The sequence below is a fragment of the Sporolactobacillus inulinus genome, from assembly GCF_006539285.1.
Taxonomy (GTDB): domain Bacteria; phylum Bacillota; class Bacilli; order Bacillales; family Sporolactobacillaceae; genus Sporolactobacillus; species Sporolactobacillus inulinus.
In genome coordinates this window covers 1-23433 of the sequence record NZ_BJMS01000058.1, presented here as the reverse complement: position 1 = coordinate 23433, position 23433 = coordinate 1, and the positions used below count along the sequence as shown (strand labels likewise).

23 protein-coding genes are annotated in these 23433 nt (G+C 51.2%); 1 reads left to right on the top strand and 22 read right to left on the bottom strand.

What is annotated here, in order from left to right; translation table 11 throughout:
- Positions 1-284: 284 nt before the first annotated feature.
- Positions 285-494, top strand: coding sequence for a hypothetical protein (locus SIN01_RS09215; protein WP_141306040.1), 210 nt, complete (start codon positions 285-287; stop codon positions 492-494).
- Between the two features lie 342 nt (positions 495-836).
- On the opposite strand, the gene allB is transcribed toward SIN01_RS09215, so the two are convergent.
- From allB to SIN01_RS09105, 22 genes are all read right to left on the bottom strand, one after another.
- A complete protein-coding gene (gene allB / locus SIN01_RS09210; protein WP_010026593.1) occupies positions 837-2231 on the bottom strand; it encodes an allantoinase AllB in 1395 nt (464 codons plus the stop codon).
- A gap of 247 nt (positions 2232-2478) precedes the next feature.
- Positions 2479-3387 (bottom strand): dihydroorotate dehydrogenase, encoded by a 909-nt coding sequence (locus tag SIN01_RS09205; RefSeq protein WP_047034734.1) that lies wholly within the window; start codon positions 3385-3387, stop codon positions 2479-2481.
- The gene (locus tag SIN01_RS09200) at positions 3384-4166 is read right to left on the bottom strand and encodes a dihydroorotate dehydrogenase electron transfer subunit (RefSeq protein WP_047034735.1); all 783 of its coding nucleotides are present in this window, start codon (positions 4164-4166) and stop codon (positions 3384-3386) included. The genes SIN01_RS09205 and SIN01_RS09200 overlap by 4 nt, the downstream gene beginning before the upstream one ends.
- On the bottom strand, positions 4163-5431 hold the full coding sequence (locus SIN01_RS09195) for a Zn-dependent hydrolase (RefSeq protein WP_047034736.1): 1269 nt from the start codon (positions 5429-5431) through the stop codon (positions 4163-4165). The genes SIN01_RS09200 and SIN01_RS09195 overlap by 4 nt, the downstream gene beginning before the upstream one ends.
- A 399-nt stretch (positions 5432-5830) precedes the next feature.
- Positions 5831-6607: an IclR family transcriptional regulator gene (locus tag SIN01_RS09190; RefSeq protein WP_010027128.1), complete on the bottom strand. Its 777-nt coding sequence runs from the start codon at positions 6605-6607 to the stop codon at positions 5831-5833.
- Positions 6608-6618: 11 nt separating this feature from the next.
- Positions 6619-7848: an MFS transporter gene (locus SIN01_RS09185; RefSeq protein WP_010027130.1), complete on the bottom strand. Its 1230-nt coding sequence runs from the start codon at positions 7846-7848 to the stop codon at positions 6619-6621.
- Positions 7849-8064: 216 nt separating this feature from the next.
- Positions 8065-9216, bottom strand: coding sequence for a Ger(x)C family spore germination protein (locus tag SIN01_RS09180; RefSeq protein WP_170215005.1), 1152 nt, complete (start codon positions 9214-9216; stop codon positions 8065-8067).
- Positions 9217-9221: 5 nt separating this feature from the next.
- Complete coding sequence (locus SIN01_RS09175) at positions 9222-10757, bottom strand: spore germination protein (RefSeq protein WP_010027132.1); 1536 nt, start codon at positions 10755-10757, stop codon at positions 9222-9224.
- 19 nt (positions 10758-10776) lie between these two features.
- A complete protein-coding gene (locus SIN01_RS09170; RefSeq protein ID WP_010027133.1) occupies positions 10777-11886 on the bottom strand; it encodes a GerAB/ArcD/ProY family transporter in 1110 nt (369 codons plus the stop codon).
- Positions 11887-12371: 485 nt separating this feature from the next.
- A complete protein-coding gene (locus tag SIN01_RS09165; protein WP_010027134.1) occupies positions 12372-12878 on the bottom strand; it encodes a thioredoxin domain-containing protein in 507 nt (168 codons plus the stop codon).
- Positions 12879-13094: 216 nt separating this feature from the next.
- Entirely contained in the window at positions 13095-13526 is a 432-nt protein-coding gene (gene fabZ / locus SIN01_RS09160) for a 3-hydroxyacyl-ACP dehydratase FabZ (protein WP_010027164.1), read from the bottom strand.
- Positions 13527-13559: 33 nt separating this feature from the next.
- Positions 13560-13898, bottom strand: a complete 339-nt coding sequence (locus tag SIN01_RS09155) for a DNA-directed RNA polymerase subunit beta (protein WP_010027163.1) — start codon at positions 13896-13898, stop codon at positions 13560-13562.
- Between the two features lie 14 nt (positions 13899-13912).
- A complete protein-coding gene (locus SIN01_RS09150; protein ID WP_010027162.1) occupies positions 13913-14746 on the bottom strand; it encodes a flagellar hook-basal body protein in 834 nt (277 codons plus the stop codon).
- A gap of 22 nt (positions 14747-14768) precedes the next feature.
- Positions 14769-15581: a flagellar hook-basal body protein gene (locus SIN01_RS09145; RefSeq protein ID WP_029548331.1), complete on the bottom strand. Its 813-nt coding sequence runs from the start codon at positions 15579-15581 to the stop codon at positions 14769-14771.
- A 120-nt stretch (positions 15582-15701) separates the two neighbouring features.
- Positions 15702-16703, bottom strand: a complete 1002-nt coding sequence (locus SIN01_RS09140; protein ID WP_010027160.1) for a rod shape-determining protein — start codon at positions 16701-16703, stop codon at positions 15702-15704.
- A 148-nt stretch (positions 16704-16851) separates the two neighbouring features.
- Entirely contained in the window at positions 16852-17124 is a 273-nt protein-coding gene (spoIIID, locus tag SIN01_RS09135; RefSeq protein ID WP_010027158.1) for a sporulation transcriptional regulator SpoIIID, read from the bottom strand.
- A 677-nt stretch (positions 17125-17801) separates the two neighbouring features.
- Complete coding sequence (locus SIN01_RS09130; RefSeq protein WP_010023355.1) at positions 17802-18824, bottom strand: nuclease-related domain-containing protein; 1023 nt, start codon at positions 18822-18824, stop codon at positions 17802-17804.
- Between the two features lie 29 nt (positions 18825-18853).
- Positions 18854-19525 (bottom strand): YwaF family protein, encoded by a 672-nt coding sequence (locus SIN01_RS09125; RefSeq protein WP_010023356.1) that lies wholly within the window; start codon positions 19523-19525, stop codon positions 18854-18856.
- Between the two features lie 175 nt (positions 19526-19700).
- Positions 19701-21128: an MDR family MFS transporter gene (locus SIN01_RS09120; protein WP_010023358.1), complete on the bottom strand. Its 1428-nt coding sequence runs from the start codon at positions 21126-21128 to the stop codon at positions 19701-19703.
- Positions 21129-21232: 104 nt separating this feature from the next.
- Entirely contained in the window at positions 21233-22060 is an 828-nt protein-coding gene (locus SIN01_RS09115) for an aldo/keto reductase (RefSeq protein ID WP_039744399.1), read from the bottom strand.
- A gap of 350 nt (positions 22061-22410) precedes the next feature.
- A complete protein-coding gene (locus SIN01_RS09110; RefSeq protein ID WP_010023361.1) occupies positions 22411-22776 on the bottom strand; it encodes a hypothetical protein in 366 nt (121 codons plus the stop codon).
- Between the two features lie 28 nt (positions 22777-22804).
- On the bottom strand, positions 22805-23251 hold the full coding sequence (locus tag SIN01_RS09105) for an Rrf2 family transcriptional regulator (protein WP_010023362.1): 447 nt from the start codon (positions 23249-23251) through the stop codon (positions 22805-22807).
- Positions 23252-23433: the final 182 nt, after the last annotated feature.

The window sequence follows — 23433 nt, the reverse complement described above, 5'->3', positions numbered from 1 at the left end:
CACTAGGTAGCTATTAAACACATGTTTTGAGATATTTTCTCACTTTAACCGAATTTTGATCACTTCAAGATAAATAAAAACAGGCAAAAGTCTCAGGAGAAACGAGCTTTTTCCTGGTTGTTTCTGTTCCATTCCTTCATCGTGCTGCGTCACACATTTATCAGCTTTCTTCGAACGAAGGATATAGCCGCCTTGGTTCTGAAAACTGTCTGTGAACTGGAACGTGCCTTTTCCTTCCAGATCAATCGGAATGACGTGTTGCCATCGTTCCCGGCATCTGCGAAATGGTCAAAATGACGGACTCGCATCACATTGCTATTTTTTCAACCATCGGCGACTTGTTAAACACAACACCGGATGACGAGATTCATTTCATAGCTTTCGGTTTTGTAACCACACCGATCCACGCGGTTGACGCGGATCCGGTCTGCGGCAAGAACCACTACTTCCCGATGATTGACTTGGATACTTCGGTCATCCCGGCTCATTCCTGACCAACATCCTCGGCATTAGTTCGTCCGCCCCTCAATTAACCAAAGAGGCGGTACGCAACTTCAGCCTTAGCGCATTGGAAATTGGCAATGCTCGAAAAGCTTTGGATCGTGACTCATTGAATCGTTGCAGGCGGTATGAGATTGTAACGATTCCAGGAGAAGTTGTAACGTTAGTCGCAAAAATCGTAACGATACTGCAGAAAGTTGTAACGATAACGCGAAAAGTCGTAACGATAACTCGGGCTTGTATCGACACCAAATAGACGCAGCAAACTGCATTAACGATGAAAAAGGGAAAAGGGCTCATTTAGCGAGCCCTTTTCCCTTTACCAGTGTTCTCTTTTAATTACCAGGTTTTATAACTCGGCCCATCGGTTTGTGGATGATTTCGCCGTTTTTCATGATTGTTTCGCCGCGGACGATGGTTTGCACCGGGATGCCTTTGACGCGCCAGCCGTCATAGGCGGTTACTTTGCTTTTGCTGTGTAGGTTTGCGGCTTTGATCGTTGTTTCCTTGTTTAGGTCGACGATCGTGATGTCGGCGTCGGTGCCGACTTCGAGCGAGCCTTTCCGCGGGTAAATACCGAAGCGTTTGGCCGGGTTTTCCGACATCAGTGCCGTCAGTTTTTGCAGGCTGAGCCGGCCTTCGTTAACGGCGTTCAGCATCAGTGGTGCCATCGTTTCGGTGCCCGGCATGCCGGCCGGTATTTTCCAGAGGCTGCCGGATTTTTCTTCGGCTGTATGCGGCGCATGGTCGGATGAAATGATCGTGATCGTGCCGTCATTGATTGCCTGCCACAGCGCTTGTTGGTCTCTTTTGTATTTAACCGGCGGGTAGATTTTCATTACTGCGCCGACGGTTGGGTAGTCCTCGTTGCTGAGGAACAGGTAATGCGGGCAGGTTTCAGCGCTGACCGGCGCGCCTTGGGCTTGTGCGCGGCGAATCGCGTCTGCTGCCTCGGCAGTGGTCACATGGAGCACATGCAGCTTGGCGCCGGATGCGCGTGAGAAGGCCGTGCCCATTTGCACGGTGACTTCTTCGGCTAGGTTCGGGCGTCCATCGAGCAGCGCTTCATAATCGTCGCGTCCGCTCTTTTTCACCTGCTCGGTCAAGGTTTGGATCAAGCTGCTGTCTTCGCCATGAATGGCGAGAACATTGCCGGTCTTGGCAACATTTTGGAAAATTTCGTAGACCTCGCCGTCGGACAGCGGCGGCAGCACGTCGGTCATGCCCGGTTCGTAGTTATAGGTGAGCTGGAACGTGTTCTTGTTGACCGCGTAGCCCCAGAAATACTTGATGCCGATCACGCCGGCGTCATGGAGTTCTGGCAAGCCGGCGTTGTTCATCGGTCCGAGCGCGATGCCCCAAAGTCCGAAGTCGACATGGGCTTTCGGCGTCAGGTTGGCCACCTGTGCTTGGTAGCTGGCGGCATCGCGTGTCGGCGGTGTCGTGTTCGGCATGTCGAAGATCGTGGTGATCCCTCCGGCAGCCGCCGCTTGGGTTGAGGTGAAGAAATCCTCTTTGTAGGTTGGCCCCGGATCACGCGAATGAACATGGACGTCGATCAGCCCGGGCAGTATGTATTGGCCGCGCGCGTCGGTTTCCTGTTCGGCCGTTCCTTCAAGCGCCGTTTTGGAGATCGCGGAAATTTTTCCTTCTTTTATATAGAGATTGGCTTGATACGTTTCGCTTGGTGTGGCGATGGTTCCGTTTTTGATGAGATGATCCCAGTGCATGATTTCGTCTCCGTCTATATGTCTGCTTAAATTATACGGGATTTTACGGTACGATGGCAAAAGTGTTTGTTGTTGATTCACAGAAATTGAGCGACCACCGTTTTGGCACGGCGCATTGTGCGTGTTTGGCTTGCTCGCATCAACAGCGGGCAATTCGCTGCAATTTGAGCCCGTTTCAGTGCGGCTTGACTGCGTGCCATGTTTCGCCTATGCGATTGCGGGCTGCCTTTTTTAGGTGCGACGGTCGTTAACTGAGATCTACCTGCCCGATGAGATCGGTCAGATGCTCAATCTGATGACGGTTCAAATAATCGTCGATGTCGTCGATGATTGTGGTCATGGCGTTCGGTTGGAGAAACGTTGCGGTGCCGACCTGCACGGCGGATGCGCCGGCGAGGATCATCTCGATCGCGTCTTGTCCGTTCATGACGCCGCCGCTGCCAATAATCGGCAGACGGGTCGCTTGATGGACTTGATAAATCAGGCGGACGACAAGCGGTTTGACCGCTGCCCCGGACAGGCCGCCCATAAGGTTGCCGATGCGTGGTTTGCGCGTTTCGCTATCGATCGCCATTGCCAGAAAGGTATTGGCCACGGTCAGCGCATCGGCTCCGGCATGTTCTGCGGCTTGGGCGATGTCTTGGATCCGGGTCACATTGGGCGTTAATTTTACGATCACCGTTTTATCGGTTACTGCGCGAACGGTGCGCACAAGCTGAGCGGTTGCTTCAGCACTCATGCCGAATGCTTGTCCGTTCGTGCGCAAGTTTGGGCAAGAGATGTTGAGCTCAAGTGCTGCAACGTCCGGCTGCGCATCCAGCCGGGCCGCTAAAGTTTCATATTCTTGAATCGTTTCCCCGGAAATGCTGGCGATCAGCGGCGGGCTGAATTTGCGGTACTCCGGCAAAAGACGGGTCACGTAGTCGTCAATTCCTTTGCTTTGAATGCCGATCGAGTTGATCATGCTTGCGCTGGTTTCGCAAACCCGCGGCGATGGGTTCCCGTCACGGGCAGAGACGGTGACACTTTTCGGTACAAGCGCTCCGAGGCGATTGATATCAAGCAGCGGCGTGAGCTCTGCGCCGAACGTACCGGAAGCGGGCATGATCGGATTTTTCAACATCAATTTTCCGATGGACACGGACAGATCGCTCATTGGATCACCACCTGTTCGATTGGAAAGACCGGTCCGTCGCTGCAGACGCGGGCCGTTTTCAACTGTCCCTGGCTGCGGATCGTGCACGCGCAGGCGTAGCAGTCGCCGATGCCGCAAGCCATGTGCGCTTCGATTGCAAGCTCTCCTTTCAAGTGATACTTTTCCGCCAAGTCTTGAGCCAGCTTGCTCAACCGGCGCGAGCCGCAGCTGTACAGCGCACCGATTTTCTCGGCATGGATTAACTGCTCCAAAAGCGGCCGCACCTGTTCCAAGTCGCTTGTGCCCTCCTGATCGGTCACAGTGTGGACGACGGCACCGATTTCCTCCAAGGCGCCGGCTGTCAGTAGATCGTTTGCTGTTCGCGCGCTGAGCAAAACGTAAACGGTTTTGTTTTGCGCGCGTGCCTCGCGTGCCAGCGCATGCAAGGTGGCGACACCGACACCGCGGGCGATCAGCAGCAGCGCACCTTGTTCCGGAAGCGTGAACCCACGTCCGAGCGGGCCAATCAAGTTCATGTAGTCGCCGGGGCGGCGCTGGGTCATCTGCTGCGTCCCGATTCCTTTTACAAGATAGAGAAATTCCAAAGTCGCCGATGCTTGATGATAATGGAAGACGCTGAGCGGACGGCGCAGCGGATTCTGCTGCGCATCGCCGCATTGAAGATGAAAGAATTGACCGGGTGCGACGTGTTCATCCAGCATCGACGCATCGAGGATCATATGCCAGTAGCGGGCATTGATCGGATGGTTGGCAATAATTTTCGCATTAAAGAGTTTCATTGGTCTTTTGCTGCACCTGCTTTCTGCTCAGCGGCATTGCCGGCGCATTCGAGCACGGCCGATTCGAGCACGTCAATGCCGGTGATAATGTCGCTTAAGTTGGTGTGTTCGTCGGGATGATGACTGATGCCGCCGGTTGAGGGAACGAAAATCATGCCAACCGGGCAGAGCGCGGCCATGTTCATCGTGTCGTGCCCGGCCCCGCTTGGCATCCGCATCGACGCAATGTTCTTGCTGCGGCAGACCGACTCAACCGTTTCGATCAGGGCTTCATCCATCTGCACCGGCGTTTCATCACTCAGCATCCTGCAGGTAATTTCCAGCCGTCGCGTTTGGCGCAGATGCTCCATGAGCTCATACAGGAATTGAACGACACGGGCTTTCGACGCGCGGGAAATGCTGCGGATATCGACCTTGATATGGGTCTCGCCCGGTACGACGTTCATCGCCCCCGGTGCAATTTCAATATCGCCGACGGTGGCCACCGTACCATGCGCCATCTCACGGCGTGCCTCTTTTTCCAGCTCCAAGGTGATTTCAGCGGCACCGATCAACGCATCATGGCGTTGATTCATCGGTGTTGAACCGGAATGAGCCGCATGGCCTTTGACGCAAATGCTGAAACGCGTCGGTGCCGCGATGCCGCTCACCACGCCGATCGACCGATTTTTCGCCTCAAGCATTGGTCCTTGCTCAATATGCAGTTCCAGAAAAGCTGCCAATCTATTTCTTGGCAGCCGTGCCTCCTCGAGCTTGCTGAAGTCAAGGCCGCGCTTGGCAAAAACCGTTTGAATCGGCGTCCCTTCTTTATCGGTGAGCGCGGCAATGTCCTTTTGCTCAATGAGGCTGGCAAGCGCTTTGCTGCCGATTTGCGAGAAGCCGAATCGCGCCGACTCCTCGCAGGCAAAGGAAAACAGCTCGATCGGGCGCATCGTTTCGATTCCGCGCGCATTCAGGTCGCGCATGACTTCCAGTGCGGCCAGTACGCCGAGTGTGCCGTCGTAAGTCCCGCCTTCATAGACCGTATCCAGATGCGAGCCGATCCCAATTGCCGGAAGTTCCGGACGTCGGCCTTGTCTGCGGGCGATCACATTGCCGACTGAATCGACGCGCACCGCTAATCCTGCCGCTTGGCACTGTTCGATCAAAACATTTGTCGCCTGTTCTTCTGCTTTGCTGTAAGCGAGCCGCATCATCCCGCGGTCTGTTCTTCCAATCTGTGCAAGCACGCGCATTGTTTGTTTCACTCGCTGCGTGTCAACCATTCGCCATCGCCATCCTTACGTGTTGCTTTTAGAATCTGTCTCTATCTTGTGAAGGAAAAGTACCGGTGTTCTGCGAGACGAATCGCTCAAACATCCGGCACTTTGCTCATTTTGTTGTTTTTTAGAAAGTCTGTGATCTCGATTGCCGTGCGTTGTTACGCGTGGGCGCTGTTCCATCATCATTCATCAACTATATGCTTGAACAACGCTTCAGCTGCTCGCATCAACAGGGCACGACCGCGTGCCTCCAGAAAGCCCCCTCAGACAGGCAGGAATTTGCGGGGTCTCGCTCACGCATCAACAAGGCGCGATCCCGCAGGCGCCAGAACACCTCCGCTTTGATTCTTGGTCTAGACACTGGTCTATTGGCGGGGCAAAATCACACACTGTCTTTACCTATTAAAAAAGTGAGCTCAGTGCCTGCATCGCGCTCAGATGATCACTGGCTTGGTCTGCGGCTTGATGCAAGGCTTTGCTTATTTGATCCTTATTTTCGTCAAAATAATGCTGCTTGCCGACAAGGCTCATGCTGATCAGCGCTTGATTTTTGCAATGAAAAATCGGTACGGATAGTGCTGACGTGCCAAGCTCTAGTTCTTGCTTGCAGTAGGCTTCGCCGGTTTGCCGCGCTTGCTCAATCTTGCGGCGCAGCTGATCCGGATCCGTCAATGTATACGGCGTGTACGGGTGGAGCGCTTCTTTCTCCAACATCCCGTCAATGACTTCATCGGGCTGATACGCGAGAATAATCTGCGCGGCAGCCGCCGCATTTAGCGGCATGCGTTGTCCGACATGGACAAAGAAGTTCGCGCCGGTGCTTAGCGGTTGATGGGTATGCGTGCAGAACACTTCATTGGCCTGGTAGCGGCAAATGAAGGCATAGAGGCCGGTTTCATCGCCAACCTGCTTGCAATACTGCGCCAACAGCCCAACCGGATCACGGTTTTGCAAAAACGTACTGCCCCAACTCATTGCTTTAGGTCCCAGCATATATTTCTTTGTTTCCGCGCTCTGAACCACCAAGTGATAGCCGCACATGTTCTGCAGCATGCGGTGCAAGCTCCCTTTGCTGAGCAGCGTTTGTTTGGAAAGTTCGGTAATGCCGATACCGCCGGCCGGACAGTCGCTGATTTGATCCATTAATTTAACAAAGCGGTCCATCCATTCGATGGTCATCACGTCCTTTATTAAGCAAGGTCCTTACCCTTTGTTTCCGGGACAAGCAGGAACATCGATACGGCGGCCAGGATATAAACAACGGAAATCGTACCGAGCGCCGCACTAAGCGAGTGATTGAGTGCCATGAATCCAATGATCAGCGGCCCGAAACTCCCAAAAAAGCGTCCGGTGTTGAAAATAATATTTTCCGCTGTGGAGCGGGCGCTTGTCGCATAATGCTCGGCAAGCAGCGCGCCGTAACCGCCCATCATACCGTTAACGAAGAACCCGAGTACCGATCCAAGTGCAACCAGTAACGTTGGATTGCCAATTTGGAAATAAATCCAGACGATCAGCGCGGCGCAGATTTGGAACGTCATGTAGGCCGGTTTGCGTCCCCATGTATCGGCAAGCCAAGCGAAAACAATGATGCCCAGCACCATGCCGACAACGGTGGAAATGGTCCAAACTACGGTTCCGTTAATCGTGTAGTGGTGCTGTTGAGCAAGCATGGTCGGCATCCAGTTCATGATGCCGAAATAGCCGAAGTTCTGCACGCTGCAAATGATAATCAAGCCGAGCGTTGTTCCGGTAATGCGCCAGCCCTTGAACAGTTCAACAATCGAAATGGATGATTTCTTTTCACCCTTTGACTTCAGCCAGATTTCCGGTTCTTTCAAATTGCGGCGCGACCACCAAGCAAGCAGTGCGGGAACGACGCCGACAAGGAATACGCCTTTCCAGCCGAAATGCGGCGCAATGAATGCGGCCATCAATGTGGCGAGAATCGTCCCGCCCTGATAGCCAAGCGCGACATAGGAGGTTGCGCGTGTGCGCAGTTTCTTCGGCCATGTCTCTGTTACCAGGGTCATCCCGATTCCGAATTCTCCGCCGAGCCCAAGTCCGGAGAGAAAGCGGAAGATGTTAAACGTTTCAAAATTCGGTGCAAACGCGCAAAGACCGGTAAACACGGAGAAAATGAGGATCGTCCATGTAAACACGCGCACACGTCCGTAGCTGTCGGCGAGGATCCCGAACAAATAACCGCCGACCACAACCCCGAGCATTGTAATGGTTGAAATACTTCCCGCCTGCGCGGGGTTCAAACTGTAATACGCAATAATTAATGGCAGAACAAAGGAAAGAATCATCATATCCAGACCGTCCATCGCATAGCCGACGATCGATGCCCAAAGCGTCTGGTGTTGATAATGGCCCACCTTTTCCTTTTCTTGCAACTTGCTGGTTGTCTCTGTCATTCGTTTCTCACCCTTCACCCCAAAATGTGTTTGTCTAAAATGTGCGTTCTTTTGTTCCACTGAGTGGAACTGTGTTTCTTTTTTGAACAAAGAAAAATAAAAAGTACGTTCTTATTCTATCTGGAATTTAGGATTTGGGAAATAGATTTGTCAGATATTCTGACAATATTTTTTGTTTTTCTGCATAAAGTGTCCTTGTTCGATGTTTCCTTAGGGTCAGCTGTTGCTCGCTCCGGAATGCATCAGTTGAATCTGCGGATGGACCGAGAGATGAATGTTCGGATATACGGTCGCCCAATGCGCTCGGGCGCGTTGGCATTCATGCGGATAGCTGCGCTCGAACACTTCGTACGTCATGTAGACATCGCTGCCAACGCATTGGCTTTGTTTGAAGCCTTTTCCGATCATCGATGCTAGGTACTTTGCCGTTTGTTTTTCAATTTGCCGGCAATCGACCGGATTCATCGGATTCAGTGTGGTTGTGTTCTCCTGCAGCATCCCTTTGCCGCTCAGATGGATCGAGAGCTCCCAGCTTCCTCGATCGATGGTCGGGACGGCTCGGATGCGAATGTCTTGAACATTCACGGAGAGTTTGCCTTTTCTGCCCTTTGGTTTGAAGGTAAATGTGTTGTTTCTAAAGTCGCCGTTCATCATTAAAATACCCAAGGTGCGTTCTGAGTTCATCATCCCCACCATTTGTTCATCCGTAAAAAGTGCGGATCCGATAATCTTCGTCACTTGTTCACGCGGATCATAGGAATCTCGGCGTAACTTGATCACCGGAATCGCGATCGGTTTGTTTGGTCCTGTTTTCATCAGACTGACGTCACGGATGGTCGTGATCAGATTCAAGTGCTTCTCTTCTTCTTTTAAAAGGGAAATGGACGAGGTCTTTTCGAGAACGGATTCGTAGTTCAAGATTTTCGGCATGTCTTCGCGGGTGACAAAAAGAAGGGTGCGCTGACGGATTTCTTGTGTGCGTTGGCAGTAGTCGATCACCTCGCGCAGGCGGTGATTGGCCATCCGCTCGCTGATGATCAGGACCGCATTATGCGAGAGATACACACGCCGTGACATGCGTTTAGCGATTTTATTTACGGCATCGCCGATCGACTGACCGCTTTCCGTGGCAATAAACGACTGATTAGCGCCGCCAGCGCCTTTGGATTGACTTTGGCTGCCGCCACTTTGTCCGCTGCCCTGAGGTAAAAAGACCTGCAGTGAAACAAGCGGGTGCTCATCTTCTGTCAGATCGACACCAATACCCATGACGAGTGCCAGGTCCTCGAGTTCATTACTGTCCCTGCATCCGTTTAACGGCAGTGCAAACAAACTGATGGTCATGATGAACAGCATTATTTTTTTCACCGGAATCACTCCTTCCATCTGCGGTATTTATTCCAGGTCTTTCCGGTCAAGTGTGGCCGAATGGTCTGATGCTGCAAGCGCCTACGGATGATGCTGTCACCTGCTCCGTGTTTCTTAAACGGCGCGAGTGGTTCAAGATAAGGAAGCCCGAATGAGCGTAATGAGGCCAGATGAACAATGATGGCAATCACGGACAGGACCACGCCAATCAAACCAAACACACCGGCAATGATCATAAGTGGAAAACGGAGAATGCGCACGGAGATCGATAGTTCGTAATGCGGAATCATGAACGAGGCGATTGCCGTGATCGAAACAATAATCACCATCGCCGGCGAGACGAGGCTGGCTTGGATCGCCGCTTGCCCGATCACGAGGGCACCGACAATGCTGATCGCCTGCCCCACTTGGCGCGGCAGGCGGACGCCGGCTTCACGCAGCCCTTCGAAGGTGATTTCCATAACCAGGGCCTCAACAAGCGCAGGAAACGGCACTTGTTCGCGCATTGAGGTCATCGCCATAATCAACGTTGTCGGAATCATCTCTTGATGGAAGGTGACGATCGCGATATAAAACGCCGGCGCGAGCAGCGCGATCAGTAGGAAACCAAAACGGAGCATACGTAATAGACTGCTGATCATGTAGCCAACATAATAGTCCTCCGGTGATTGCATAAAAGCGAAAAAGGTTGTCGGCAGAATCAAGGTGTTCGGACTGCCCTCAAAGATCAGGCTGCACTTCCCGTCAAGAAGTGACGCGCAGACGACATCCGGTCGTTCGGTCGTCAGGATTTGCGGAAACACGCTGCGCTGATTGTCTTGAATTTGTTCTTGCACCATGCCGCCGTCCCAGACGCCGTCAATATGGATGCCGTTGATTCGTTTCTTGACTTCTTTCAGCAGCTCGGGATCGCAAAGTCCGTCGATGTAGAGTAAGGCGACCTGAGTGCGCGAGTAATCACCGATGACCAGTGTTTTCAATTTCAGACGTGGGGTACGGATACGCTTGCGCAGCAGGGTGACGTTAACTTGCATCGATTCGACAAAGCCTTCCTTTGCACCGCGAATCACCGGCTCGGTCTGGGTATCTTCAACAGCACGTGTCGCCCATTTGCTCATGCCTAGGGACAGTGCCGTATTGATGCCCTCGGCAAACAGGACCGGTTTGCCATCAGCGATATTTATGAACACATCATTGAACGTGTGAATTTTCTTCGTATCGGTGATCGCTACCGATTGTTCCAGCGCTTTAAGTCCATCAAGCGGCCGATTGCTCGATTGAAGCCCCTTCATGACATGTTCGTTGATTTCCTCGACGTTGGCTGTCCCGCCGAGATAAGCGATCAGCATATTGTTTTCCACGCTATTTTTCGTTGCAAACGAACGAATGATCAGATCGGCGCATGCGTGATATGCGTGTTCAAGGATCTGTTTATTTTTTTTCACACTGGCACTCACTTTTTTCGTTCCTTCTTCATCGACCAGTACCTCTTGCCAAGGCTTCCTGCGCTGTTTTCGCATCTTGCGCATCCATTGGAACATGCACAATCCCTCCCTTGCGTTACGATTGCATACGTGTTTTACCTTTCGCTTTCCGGAAAATGAGCAGAAAAATGACGAGTAGCAGCGGAATCACAAGATTGCCGGCCACACTGCACAGGTATAAAACCAATCGTCCCTCATGCTGCAGACTTTCGTTTGTCGGAAATAAAGCCAGCACGATGAGAAAAAAGACGACCGTGACTGGTATTGAGGTTTTCCGGTACCTCATCCCGCGGCCCGTTTGCGCGACTGCCAGATTCAGAATGAAGAGCAGACTGGCAACTTTCACAAAAATGCCGAGCAGCCAGACAATCATAAAAAGCACCGAACTGCGTTCCAAAATCCCGGTAATTTGCACGTAGCGTTCCACCATATCGAACGGATAGAGATATTGCACTGTTGCATCACCGAGAAAAGAGATCACCACCGCAAAAATGATCAAGAGCGCGACTGTGGTCGCCAAAACAAACCAACAGCCACTGACGAACATCTTTTTCGCCGGCACATCTACAGCCGGCATGTAAAACGCACACCAGATGAATTGACTGAACCAAACAATCGGGGCCAGCGTGCCCTGCAGCGGAGCGAGTAAGCCGTGATCAAGCAGCGGCAGCAGCCGGTACGGCGAAAGCTCAGGAATGATCAAAATACAGATCAGCAGATGAATCCCAAGAATGAGCGGCGCAAAGAGTACCGCGCAGCGCACCAAGACTTCGATGCCCTGGCGAATCGCATACAAAACAACGGCCAGCAGTAAACCGATCAGAATGAAAGGCGGCATGTACAAATAAAAGTTGATCGACAAGTACATTTGGTACTCGCGTGTGATATACACCCCTTGAAGTACCAAGCACAGGATCAAAAGAAGCGCGCAGCCAGTGCCGATAACGCGCCCCATCCGCTGCTGCAAAATTTCAATAATGGTCTGCTGCGGATAACAATGATAAAGATAGGACACAACCGCCACTGCCACATAACCACTGAGTGAACCGACAATCAGCGGCAGCCACAGATTCTGCTCCGCAGCTTGGTAAAGAACCAGTGGCATCGTCAACACACCGGTCGTAATGATCCCCACAAAAATCGGCAGATAGAATTGAAAGACCGAGATTCTTTCCGATTGAATCATTCACCCACAACCTTCTAAAAAAGTTTACCCTAGCGCGTCAAGAAACCCGATTAAATGCCTCTCCGATCGCGAAAAATGCCGACGGACCAATCCGCGAATTAAGACCAATACACACTAAACAAGCGTGAAAAAACGCCGGACGATCGGCAGCCAAAATGAAAGGCATGATGGCACTGATCATAAAAAAATGCCGATGCCAGAATTTAGGCCCGTACTGATGGAATGACTGCTGGAATGACTGCGCGTTCAAAATGACCTATTTATTAATATGTTCTGATCAGATGGATTTTATTTTAGGAATGGGGAGCGGATTATGATCGGAATTCGTTTTTGATTTTTGTGAAGGCACTATCACTTGGTGAGGGGAGGGTTTCGGTTCTACTTTTAAAGGGTCTTTTTTCGGCTGCAACTCGGATCCCCGAGTTGCTTCACTCCCTATAAATGGAAAGGCCGAGCTCAGTCGCTCGGCCTTCATTTTCATTCTTTTAGTTTGCGGGAACAGATTCAAGGGTCTTTTTCAATTCGTCTTGATTGATTTTTTTTGGTGCTTCTCCATTGATGCTGATCAACGCGGTCGGTACCGAAGTTGCATTGAAGTCGATCGCTTCTTTGGCAATCGTCAAGCTGTAATCTGTATTTTCCGGATGTGCTTCGAATCCGTATTTTTCTTTAAGGTAATTTTTCAGTTCGTCATCGGATAATTTCTTCCATTCAGGCTGATCTTTGAACAGTTCCAGAATGATCGGATTGGTTTTCGCTTGATCGTTGTAATCCAGAAACAGATGAATGAGGTTACCTTTGAGCAGGCCGATTTTTGGCTTGTCGAAGAATTTCAGTACGAGTTCAAGCTGTTTGTTCTCAAAGTACGGAGTCAGGTCGTTGTTCGTGAAAAACGCAGCGCAATGTGGGCAAGCCAAGTTGGTGAACACGGTCAATTTGATCGGTGCTGCCGGATTGCCGAAATGAAATCCGGTGTCGGAGAGTTGTGTCATGGATGATTCCCCCTTATTGTTTGTTATTCTTTATCATACTTCCTCGATTTTTGGCTATCTTCTAATCTCATGCTTATAGTACTGAGATGAGTTTCGCTTTAACTCTCGCGGATTTCGCTTTAACTTCTCGGGATTTTGCTTTAACTTCTCGGGCTTTCTCTGTACCGATTCTTCTTCGATTAAAAAGATCGCAGATGTGTGCTCTGCGATCTTTTTTTATTCTGCTGCTTTGAGTGCGAACATCATTTCTGCTTCGCAGGCGATTTCGCCGTCGACGCTGGCGGTGCCTTTGGCTTTGGCGAATCCGCTGCGGAATCGGAGGATTTCTGCTTCCAGTTTGAGTTGGTCTCCGGGCCGTACTTGGCGCTTGAAGCGGCACTTGTCGATTCCGGCGTACAGGGTCAGCATGTTTTCTTGTTTGCCTTTGCTGAGGACGGCGATGCCGCTGACTTGTGCGAGTGCTTCAACGATGAGGACGCCGGGCATGACCGGATAATCAGGAAAATGGCCTTGGAAGAATGGTTCGTTTACGGTTACGTTTTTAATACCGACCGCTTTCTTCCCGTCTTCGACTTCGAGCACTTTGTCAACGAGCAGGAATGGATAACGGTGTGGCAAAATCTTTTTTATCTCATCAATGGTTAGCATAGGATGGCGCAGCTGCGCCTCTCCCCCTTTCGCTCAATCGGTTCGGAAGAAATCAAAAATATGCTGCCACGTGTCCGGATTGAAAACGGCGAACGGGTTGCGGTGCCCGAGCCCGCCGTAACCGAGCATTGCTCCGACAACCAGAGCAATGCAGCAAAGTGAAATCAAAGCAATCAAGCGCTGCCAAATTGGGAAACGGCGCTTTTTATAAGCGAAAAACGGATTATACAGCGGCTTTTGTTCTTCAGTCGGACGTTTCTTCTCCGTTTTGCGTTCTGCTTTTTGTGCAGCCTTGCGCTGATGCCGGGCAGCTTTTCTCGTTTCCGGTGGATTGGTTTTATTTTTATTATGTAGCTTTTCATTTGGTTCCATGCTTAATTCCTCGCTTAGCGCAGCAGACCGTTGACCAATCCGGCCATCTGGTCGCCGATGGTCACGGATCGCGCGTTCAGCTGGTAGTTGTGCTGCAAATTAATGAGATCGGCCATTTCTTTGGTCAGATCAACATTGGAATTTTCCAAGCTGCCTTGGGTAACACTGCCTGCGGCCGGCTGAACAACTTGGTTGAGGCCAATGCCAAGCGTCGCCAAATTCGGCAGGGCGTATTGGTTATTGCCGCTGCTCTCGAGAAGCTGCGGGCGGTTAATCGTTACGATGCCTAGTTGGCCGGCATTAACGGTTGTGCCGTTGTTCAAGGTGACATTGATTTGTCCGGCTTGATTGATCCGAATGTCCCGGTAATGGGCTGGGATCGTCATGGGCCGACCGCCTGCGTCAAGCACAGCCGCGCCGCTTTTCGTCAGAAGCCGCAGCTGGTTCGCATTGCCTGGATCGGGCTGAGTGTTAAAGGCACCGTCACGTGTGTAGGCGGTTGCGCCGCCTCCGTCAACGGTAAAGAATTGGTGCGCGTCCGTTAAAGCAAGGTCAAGCGGATTGCCGGTTTCTTTAATCGCTCCTGCGGACAAATCCAGCGATGTGTCGCCGACCTTAACGCCGGAACCGCTGCGAATGCCGTTCGGCGTCAGTCGATTTGCCGTATCGGTTTGGTCCTGATCGGCCGGATTCAAATTGTCGATTTGCTGAAAAAGAAGATCGACAAATTTGGCATCGCGGCTTTTGTATCCGTTTGTTCCGACATTCGCCATATTATTGGCCACGGTATCCAGTTGCTGCTGGATCTGTCCCAGCGAGACCCCTGAAGCCATCATTTGCTGCTGCACGCGACTCACCCGCCTTTATCGATTAGTTCACGCGGCCAATTTGATTGACCGCTTTATCCAGTGTACCGTCAATGATTTGCAGCACTTTCTGGTTTGCTTCAAAGGATCGGTAGGCTTCCATCATGTCTGTTACGGTCTGATCGGCCTGTACATTCGACCCTTCAATGAATCCTTGATTCACATTATAGTTGATCTGAACGTTCGCTTCGGCTTGCGGCAAGTTGCCGTTCGTGCTGCGGAACAGCCCGGCGCCTTCCTTGACCAGCTGATTGGTATCGGCCGCATAGCTGACGCCAATTTGTCCGTAGTTATTGCCGCCGGCTTGAATCGTTCCGTCGGCTGCAACTTGAAAATCATCGGACGGTAGCTGGATCGGTTGTCCGGCGGAACTGAGCACTTGATTTCCGGAGCTGTCGGTCAGATAACCTTCCGGGCTCAAGGTAAAGTGCCCGTTACGCGTGTAGCGCAGATCGCCGCCGGTTGTGCGCACATTGAACAGCAGGGCACCTTCCTGCGCGCCGGTCTGCGGATTGACGGGTAGGCTTGATGTGATCAGTGCCACATCGGTCGCTTTTCCGGTTTCCGTCACCGTTCCTTGTGTAAAGTCCGGGTTCATCTCGTCCTGATAGACGCCGGTTGCCAGTGAACCCACTTCACGGTTGGTTTCATTGTCCCCGCCGAGCCGCTCGATCAACTGCTCCGGAAAGGTCCTCAAGCTGCTTCGATCACTTTTATAGCCCGGGGTGTCAAGATTGTTCAAGTTGTTCGATAATGTTTGCTGCCGTCTTTGCTGCGCAATCATTCCGGCTGCTGAAGTGTAGATGCCTCGAATCACGATCATTCACCTGCCCCGTTTTAGTTTTCGAATCCGACTTTTCGTAGCCCGGTGCAGCGGGTGCCGTACCTTTTTCGATGGGCTTGTCCGCATCTTGGGCTACACGAAAGCGCAGAGCAGTTAATTTGCTTTGCGCTTCGGCAGTTTATCCAGATGTTCCAGCATTTTGCCGGCGCCTTCAACGACGCAGGTCATCGGATTGTCTGCGACAACAACCGGTACTTTCAATTGGCTTGCAAGCAATTGATCGATTCCGTGCAGCTGCGCACCACCGCCGGTCATGATCACGCCGCGGTCAATGATGTCTGCGGAGAGTTCCGGCGGTGTTTGTTCGAGTACGGCTTTTGCCGAACTAACGATCACATTTACCGAATCCGACAGGGCTGCTTCAATTTCGTTGGAGTGCACCGTCAGTGTTTTCGGCAGCCCTGTGACCATATCGCGTCCGCGGATGTCCATGCTTTCATCACGCGAATTCTTGTAAACCGTGCCGACGGTAATCTTGATTTGTTCGGCCGTGCGTTCACCAATCAACAATTTGTACTTCTTTTTAATGAAGCTTAAAATTTCGCGATCGAAGGTATCGCCTGCCAATTTGATCGACTGAGAGGTGACAATGTTGCCCATTGAAAGTACGGCGATGTCGGTTGTCCCGCCGCCAATGTCAATGACCATGTTGCCGCTTGGCTGAAAAATATCCATGCCGGCGCCAACTGCGGCGACCTTAGGTTCTTCTTCCAAATAAACTTGCTTTCCACCGCTTCGTTCTGCTGCCTGGCGAATCGCCTTTTGTTCCACCGATGTAATATGTGTCGGTGTACAGATTAGGATTCTTGGCTTTTTTAAGAAGCCTTTTACATTTATTTTATCAATGAAGTGCGTGAGCATGAGTTCGGTTACTTCAAAGTCTGCAATAACTCCATCACGTAGCGGCCGTGTGGCGATGATATTTCCCGGCGTACGACCAACCATCCGTCTTGCTTCCTCACCGACTGCGAGCACTTGCTTTGTGTCTGTATCCATTGCGATAACTGAAGGTTCATTCAGTACGACGCCCTGTCCTTTTACGTAGATCAGTACATTGGCTGTTCCGAGATCAATTCCGATATCTCTTGAAAACACGCTTAATCCTCCCTGTCGCATAAATATTCGCCGTTCTGCCGGAATATTTATCAATCATTATTCCATTTTATCATAAATTCAAACAAAACAGGGAGTATGTCGAAAAATAAACGAATGCGTCGATTATGTTCGCGCGCTTCTGATGGCCTCAGTGCTGAACCGCTTTTTCTTCCGTATCTCTTTGATACTTCAGACGCGTCGCTTCCCCTCCTCGAAGATGGCGGATTGACTTGTGATAGTCGAGTACATTTTTGACTGCGTTGGCAAGTTCCGGATTAATACTGGGCAGCCGCTCCGTTAGGTCTTTGTGTACGGTACTTTTCGAAACGCCAAATTCCTTGGCGATGACTCGAACCGTCTTCTTTGTCTCCACGATATGCTTTCCAATCTTGATCGTACGCTCTTTGATGTAATCGTGCACACCACTCGCCTCCTGTATTCTAAAGATGCGAAATGAGACAATCTTTGGAGAAACGGAACTCAAGTAACGCATCATGCTCGTTCCAAGCCCGCCGCGCTCACCTCGAAACCCCGTATGTGAGTTTGTAACATCTTATTAAACGAATTCCGGTTATATGCCAAAAAGTCAATAGGGACAAGGGTTCACAGGGAAAACTAAGCGGAGTGCATCGCAGGGAACACACGCACAAGCGCGTTCTTTTTCTAATGAGGGAAAATCTCAAATAAGAAGAGAAAAAATCAGCTGAATCGAAATGTATTGCCGAGAACGATGAATGAGCCTGCGGTAGTTCGTGAAAGTGATAAATGAGTCTGCGGCAGTTCATGAAAACGATTAATGAGTCTGCGGTAGTTTGTGAAAAGGCAAATGAGTCTGGGGCAGTTCATGAAAGCGGTATCAAATATGGTGAGCGCGTCCCAAGTTCTACTTTGGGGCGCGCTGATTTGATTCGGGCATTTTTATTTTAGGTGAACCATGGAGGATGGGGGAATTTTCTTGAGGAAAATTCCATCTGACTTTGAATTTTTGACCAGATGGGTTTCGCTTTCGGATTTTGCTTTAACTTTTGAGGGTTTCGCTTTAACTTTTTGGCATTTCGCTTTAACTTCGGGGTTTCGCTTTAACTTCTTTGATTGGGTCTAGCGAGTGCTTCGTCTTGGTATCGTTCTTTTATAGAGTTCAACGTGTTGTGCGATGCGTTCGAGTGGCGGTGCTTTATAGTAGATTCCGCTGCCAGTTCCGGATCCTGCTTTTTCTAAGTTCATTTTTCTTAGTAGATTGGACATGGTCATGCTTGATTCGATCTTTAAAAATGCGCGACATTGGGCGTTGCTCATGGTTCGGCCGAGCAGCAGGAAGTAGTCAAGAATCATGGGTTCGTGGGCAGTCTTGGATTTGCCGTTGCAGCTTGGGCAATGCCAGCCGGCGTAGATGCACTGCATGGTGAATCGGTGACAGCTCGGGCATTGGACGCCGCGCAACAGTTCGGAAGGATAAATGGATAATTTTTCTAGGACGTCGGTGAAGGGATCGGTGTGGTCTTGGCGCAATTGTTCTTCAATTTTTTGTAGGATCAGGCTGTAGTCGCGGTCGCGGGTGTGCTTTTCCATCATTGCCCGGAGCTTATGCGGCGCTTGTTCGGCGCGGAAGACGTGGTTCTGGACGCGGCGTGATCGTGCCTGATTTTCGATGATCGTGCTCGGGCTGGCGATGACTACGTCAGCTTCGATTGGCAGCGGTGGATTGCCGCAGGCGGCGAGCCATCGCTTGAGCAGCTTGCGATGACGTCCGACTTGAAGCAGCGGATTTGCGAATCCGTCGCGCCGGTCACCGATGCAGCGGATTATCTGTCCGTTCTCACTGTTAAAAATAAGGGTACCGGAATAATTTTTGCATTCGATAATTGAAATGAATGTGGGGGTGAGGATCAGTGTGTCCATCTGGAATCCTTCGGGATGAAGATCGTTAAAAATGCGTGCTTTTTTGCCGAGATCACTTAGGTCGAGGAAATACGCGAGGTTCTGCTGGCCGATGAATCCGCTGCGATAGTTGCCAAGGTCATCCTCAATTCTGCGACGTGCCGGGTGAACGATCGGCAGATGGTTGAGCAGCGCTTGGTCTGCAAGCAGGCGCAGTGGCGGGGTTAACTTTTTGCTAATCACGAGGCAGCTTCCTTTTCATCGAATGGTTATTATTTTCGACGTCGCCCGGCAAACTTCCTGCTGATCAAGTAAAGCAGATGAAATTCGATCAGCATCGCGAGCTCTGCCCAGATTAGATACCACGGCCACGGTCCGAACAAGTTCAGCGCGGACAGTTTCGGTTTGTGCATCAGGTACATGTAATTCGCGTTAAGCAGCCGATTGACAATGAACATGAGCACGGCGTACGCATTCAACCAGGCGGCAGCAAACCAGAGCGCTCGGTAAGTCGGACGGATGCCGGCGACTGCGATCAGGTAGGTGCAGCCAAGGACGGTCGCGCCGTGTGTGGCGAAAAACTGAATGTAGCGCAGATCCGGGAAGGATGCGTTCAAGTCCGGCGTGAGCAATGCTTGAAGTGCGCTCGAGATGCCGACAAAATACAGGATCGCGGCGAGTGGGCGTTTTCGGGTCAGCAGCGCGATTGCGGTGAGCAAGGCCGACAGATCGCTGACTTCGAGCGGCAGTGAATTGCGCAGCGTCCATTTTCCGACAAGCACGGTGCCGATCTGGTAGCCGGTCTCGCCAAGGATTAAGATGGCGGCGAGCCAAAAACGAAGTTTGCTGCGCGCAAAAGAGGCCTGTCTGAATAGAATCAGACCGACCTCAAGTAAGAGAATGATGTATAAAGTGCTGAGATGTTCCATCGAAAATGCAGTCATTTAAGTCACCTCGTTGAAGTCAAAGATGAACTTAGTATGCGCAAGTGTTGATCGATTAAACGATTGGATTTCCAATTGTAATGACGCGCGTGAAAATCGGAACAACGACCTCCGAACTCGTAACGCATCCGCTCAAACCATTAACGATGTGCCTAAAAACCGGCGTGCGTCTCAATCAAGCATCACCGTGCGGCTGCTGTTCGCCGGGCGCGATTGATCGTCTCAGGAAAAAGGCGAGCACGAGCGAGACAATCCCGATCATCAGGGCGACAAAGAAAGCGCGGCTCATGCCGGCAACCATGGCATGCAGCAGTTCGGCCGGTGCTTTCGGATCGGCGGCGGTTGCGAGATAGGCCTTCTGTCCGGCGGCCATGATGCCGACGAACAGCGCGGTGCCGATCCCGCCTGCGACTTGTTGCAGCGTGTTCATGATCGCTGTGCCGTGTGGGTACATCGGTTTCGGTAGCTGGTTCAGGCCGGTCGTTGAAACGGGCATCAGCACCATCGACATGCCGATCAAGAGCGCAGCGTACAAAATAATGACATAGAGCATGCTTTCAGAAACGGTCAATCGCGTCATGAGCAAGACGACGACGCACATGATCAGCAGCCCGGGAATGACGAGCCGGCGCGGGCCGAATTTATCGAACAGTTTGCCCATCACCGGTGACAGCAAACCGTTGATCAGTCCGCCGGGAAGCAGAACCAGCCCTGCGGCGAACGAGGACAGAAGCAACGCCCGCTGCAAATAGAGCGGCAGCAGAATCATCGTTGCGAACAACGTCATCATCACCATAATCATGATTAACGTTGACAATGTATACATTGGGTATTTGAAGGCGCGAAAATCAAGAATTGGATTGTTGATTGCGAGCTGGCGCCAGACAAACAGAACGATGCTGACAAATCCGATCGCCACGACTGTGATCCCGAGCGCACCGCCTTCAGCGCCGGTTCCGGCACCGAAGACAATCCCGCCGAAGCCAGCCGTAGACAAAATCACCGACAGAATGTCTACCTTAGGCTTAGTCACTTCCGAAACGTTCGTCAGATAACGCGCCGCGAACAGAATCGAGAACAGCGCCAGCGGCAGCACGAGGTAAAACAGCCAGCGCCAGGACAGTGACGCGATGATCAAGCCTGAGACGGTCGGTCCGAGTGCCGGGGCAAACATGATGACCAGTCCAATCAATCCCATGGCACCGCCACGCTTTTCCGGCGGATAGATAAACAGAATCGTGTTCATCATGACCGGTAAAATAAGTCCGGATCCGGCGGCTTGAATCATGCGGCCGACGAGCAGCAGTGAAAACGTCGGGGCAAAGCCGCAGATCGCGGTGCCGAACAGGAACAAGGTCATCGCCCCGAGAAACATCTGGCGCGTGGTGAACCAGCCGGTCAAGAGTGCAGTCACCGGCATCAGGATGCCAATCACGAGTAGATAAGCCGTGGTCAGCCATTGAACGGTGGTTTCGTTTACGTGAAAGTAGGTAATCAAATCGGAAAGTGCGATGTTCAGCAGCGTTTCATTTAAAATTGCGACAAACGCGCCGATGATGAGCGCCACAGTAATCGGGCCGCGTTTGACTTCTTGTGTGGTCATTAAAAAACTCCCTGTCTGGTTCATTTATTTTTTCACTCAGAAAAAGAGTCTGACGAAATCCTTGATTCCGTCAGGCTCTTCATGCATGCAGCAGGTTCTATCGTTTAGAAATTGAAGTTGTCCGGATCGGCGCCGAAACGCTTGTCTTCATTTAATGCATCGATCTGTTCAATGTCTTCCGGAGAAAGTTCAAAATCGAAAATGTCGGCATTGCTGATGATATGTGCCTCTTTCGTTGAGCGCGGAATTGTGATGATCTCGCTGTCAACATCCCAGCGCAGCATGACTTGTGCAGCGGTTTTACCGTACTTCTTCCCGATCTCGCTTAGGAGCGGATGATTGATCAGTCCGCCACTGCCGAGCGGCGAGTAGGCTTCAACCGCAATTCCTTCTTTGTAGCAGTAGTTGCGCAGCGGAACTTGGGAAAGCAGCGGGTGCAGTTCGATCTGATTCACGGCCGGTTTGATTTCGGCGCCTTCCATCAGATCTTTAAGATGATGAATATGGAAGTTGCAAACGCCGATCGCACGCACGCGGCCGTCTTTGTACAACTTTTCCATCGCCCGCCATGTTTCCTTGTACTTGCCGGCGGTCGGCCAGTGGATCAGGTACAGGTCAACCGTCTCGATCCCGAGCTTTTTCGTGCTGGTCTCGAATGCTTTCAGCGTCGCGTCGTAGCCTTGGTCGGCATTCCATACCTTGGTGGTGATAAATACATCCTCGCGCTTCACACCCGATTGGCGCAGCGCCTCGCCGACACCCGCCTCGTTGCGGTAGATGGCCGCTGTATCGATCATCGTGTAGCCCGCATTCAGTGCAGAGCGAACCGAGTGAATGACTTCTTCACCATCCTTGACTTTCCAGACGCCAAGTCCGAAACCCGGCATCTCCAAGCCATTATTCAATTGAACCGTATCCTTCAATGAATGAATCAAAATGTCCGACCCCCTTTTGTTCTACCATTTTCTCACATCTTTCCAGCTAAGAAAAGAAATTTACTCACGCAAGTATTGACGAAAAAAACGGTTTGTAAAAGAGGAACGAGGGGAGTCTGCCCGGCCCGCGAATGCGGTCACTGAAAAAGTCATCGATTCTTGCAATGCAGCAAATGAAAGGGGGAAGACATCTGTATTCAGGTGATGTTCTGCTCTTTTTTCATACCATACTAATTTTTTCAGCGCATTCGTTTGAAGTCTTACAAAACCGCAAACTCAGCCTCATTTGCCCAAAACAGAAAAAAGGCACCCGAAGGCACCTTTGTTTACTTTTCTATGCGATTGATTTAACGCTGCGCCGACCAGTACCATGAGCTGTCTTGTTCTTGGTCGTCACCGGTGGTTTTGCCGGTACGGTCCGAAAGTTGTTCAGTCAGATCCATGAACCAGTCGCGGTCTGATGTGATCAGTGCGAGATCGGTCATGCTGCGCAGTTCCTGACCGCCAAGCGGCGACACCGGGAACGGTTTGATTAGGTAGCTGAGTGTTTCGATGACTTTACCCACCGTTGATTCGCGGTCACACGCAACAACATTAATTTTGACGGTGCCGTCTTCGTGGTTGTAGTCGACGACAAAACCGTGCATGAGTTCGCCATTGACCGTTCTGCCTTTGACCCATTCGCCTTTTTTCCAAATCGTTTCATGTTGCATTAACCTTCACCACCGATCCTGTTTTAGTTTATGTGTTATGCATGTCTTCTGAGATTGGTGCAACAGAGCCAGTCGTTCGCTTCATCAGTGAGGCGATCGACCATTGTTCCAGATATTCTTCGAGTCCGCGTTCGGCTCCGGTAAAGGCAAAGTCTACCGCTGAGCGAATGCGATCGAATTCCGGATCGTCCTCGCAACCTGCCGAGCACCAGCTGAGCTTCAGCGCCTCGCAGGCTATAGATTGATAGATTCGTGCCAGTGTGCATGTGCCGGGATCACAGCAGATCCGATAGCCGCCGCCCAGACCTTCCTTCGTTTCGACAAAGCCGCTCTTACGCAGAACACTCATGATCTTGCGAATTCGGGCCGGATGCGTATGCACTTTCCGTGACAGTGACTCACTATTCCAGACTTGCTCGGGATTTCTTGCGAGTACAATCAGACAATGAACCGCAATGGTAAACTGACTATTCATCTTTGATTCCCCTTTTAGGAGATTAGTGTAATTATAATAGATACAGTTTATAAAATCAATTCATTTTCTTGCAGAAACGGTCGATTCCAGTATTTTACTCACGAAATTCAGCGATTATCGGCACCAAAAAATATGTCATAAGCCCTGCCCCGTTTTGCTTCGAATATCTTTTTTTGCACGGG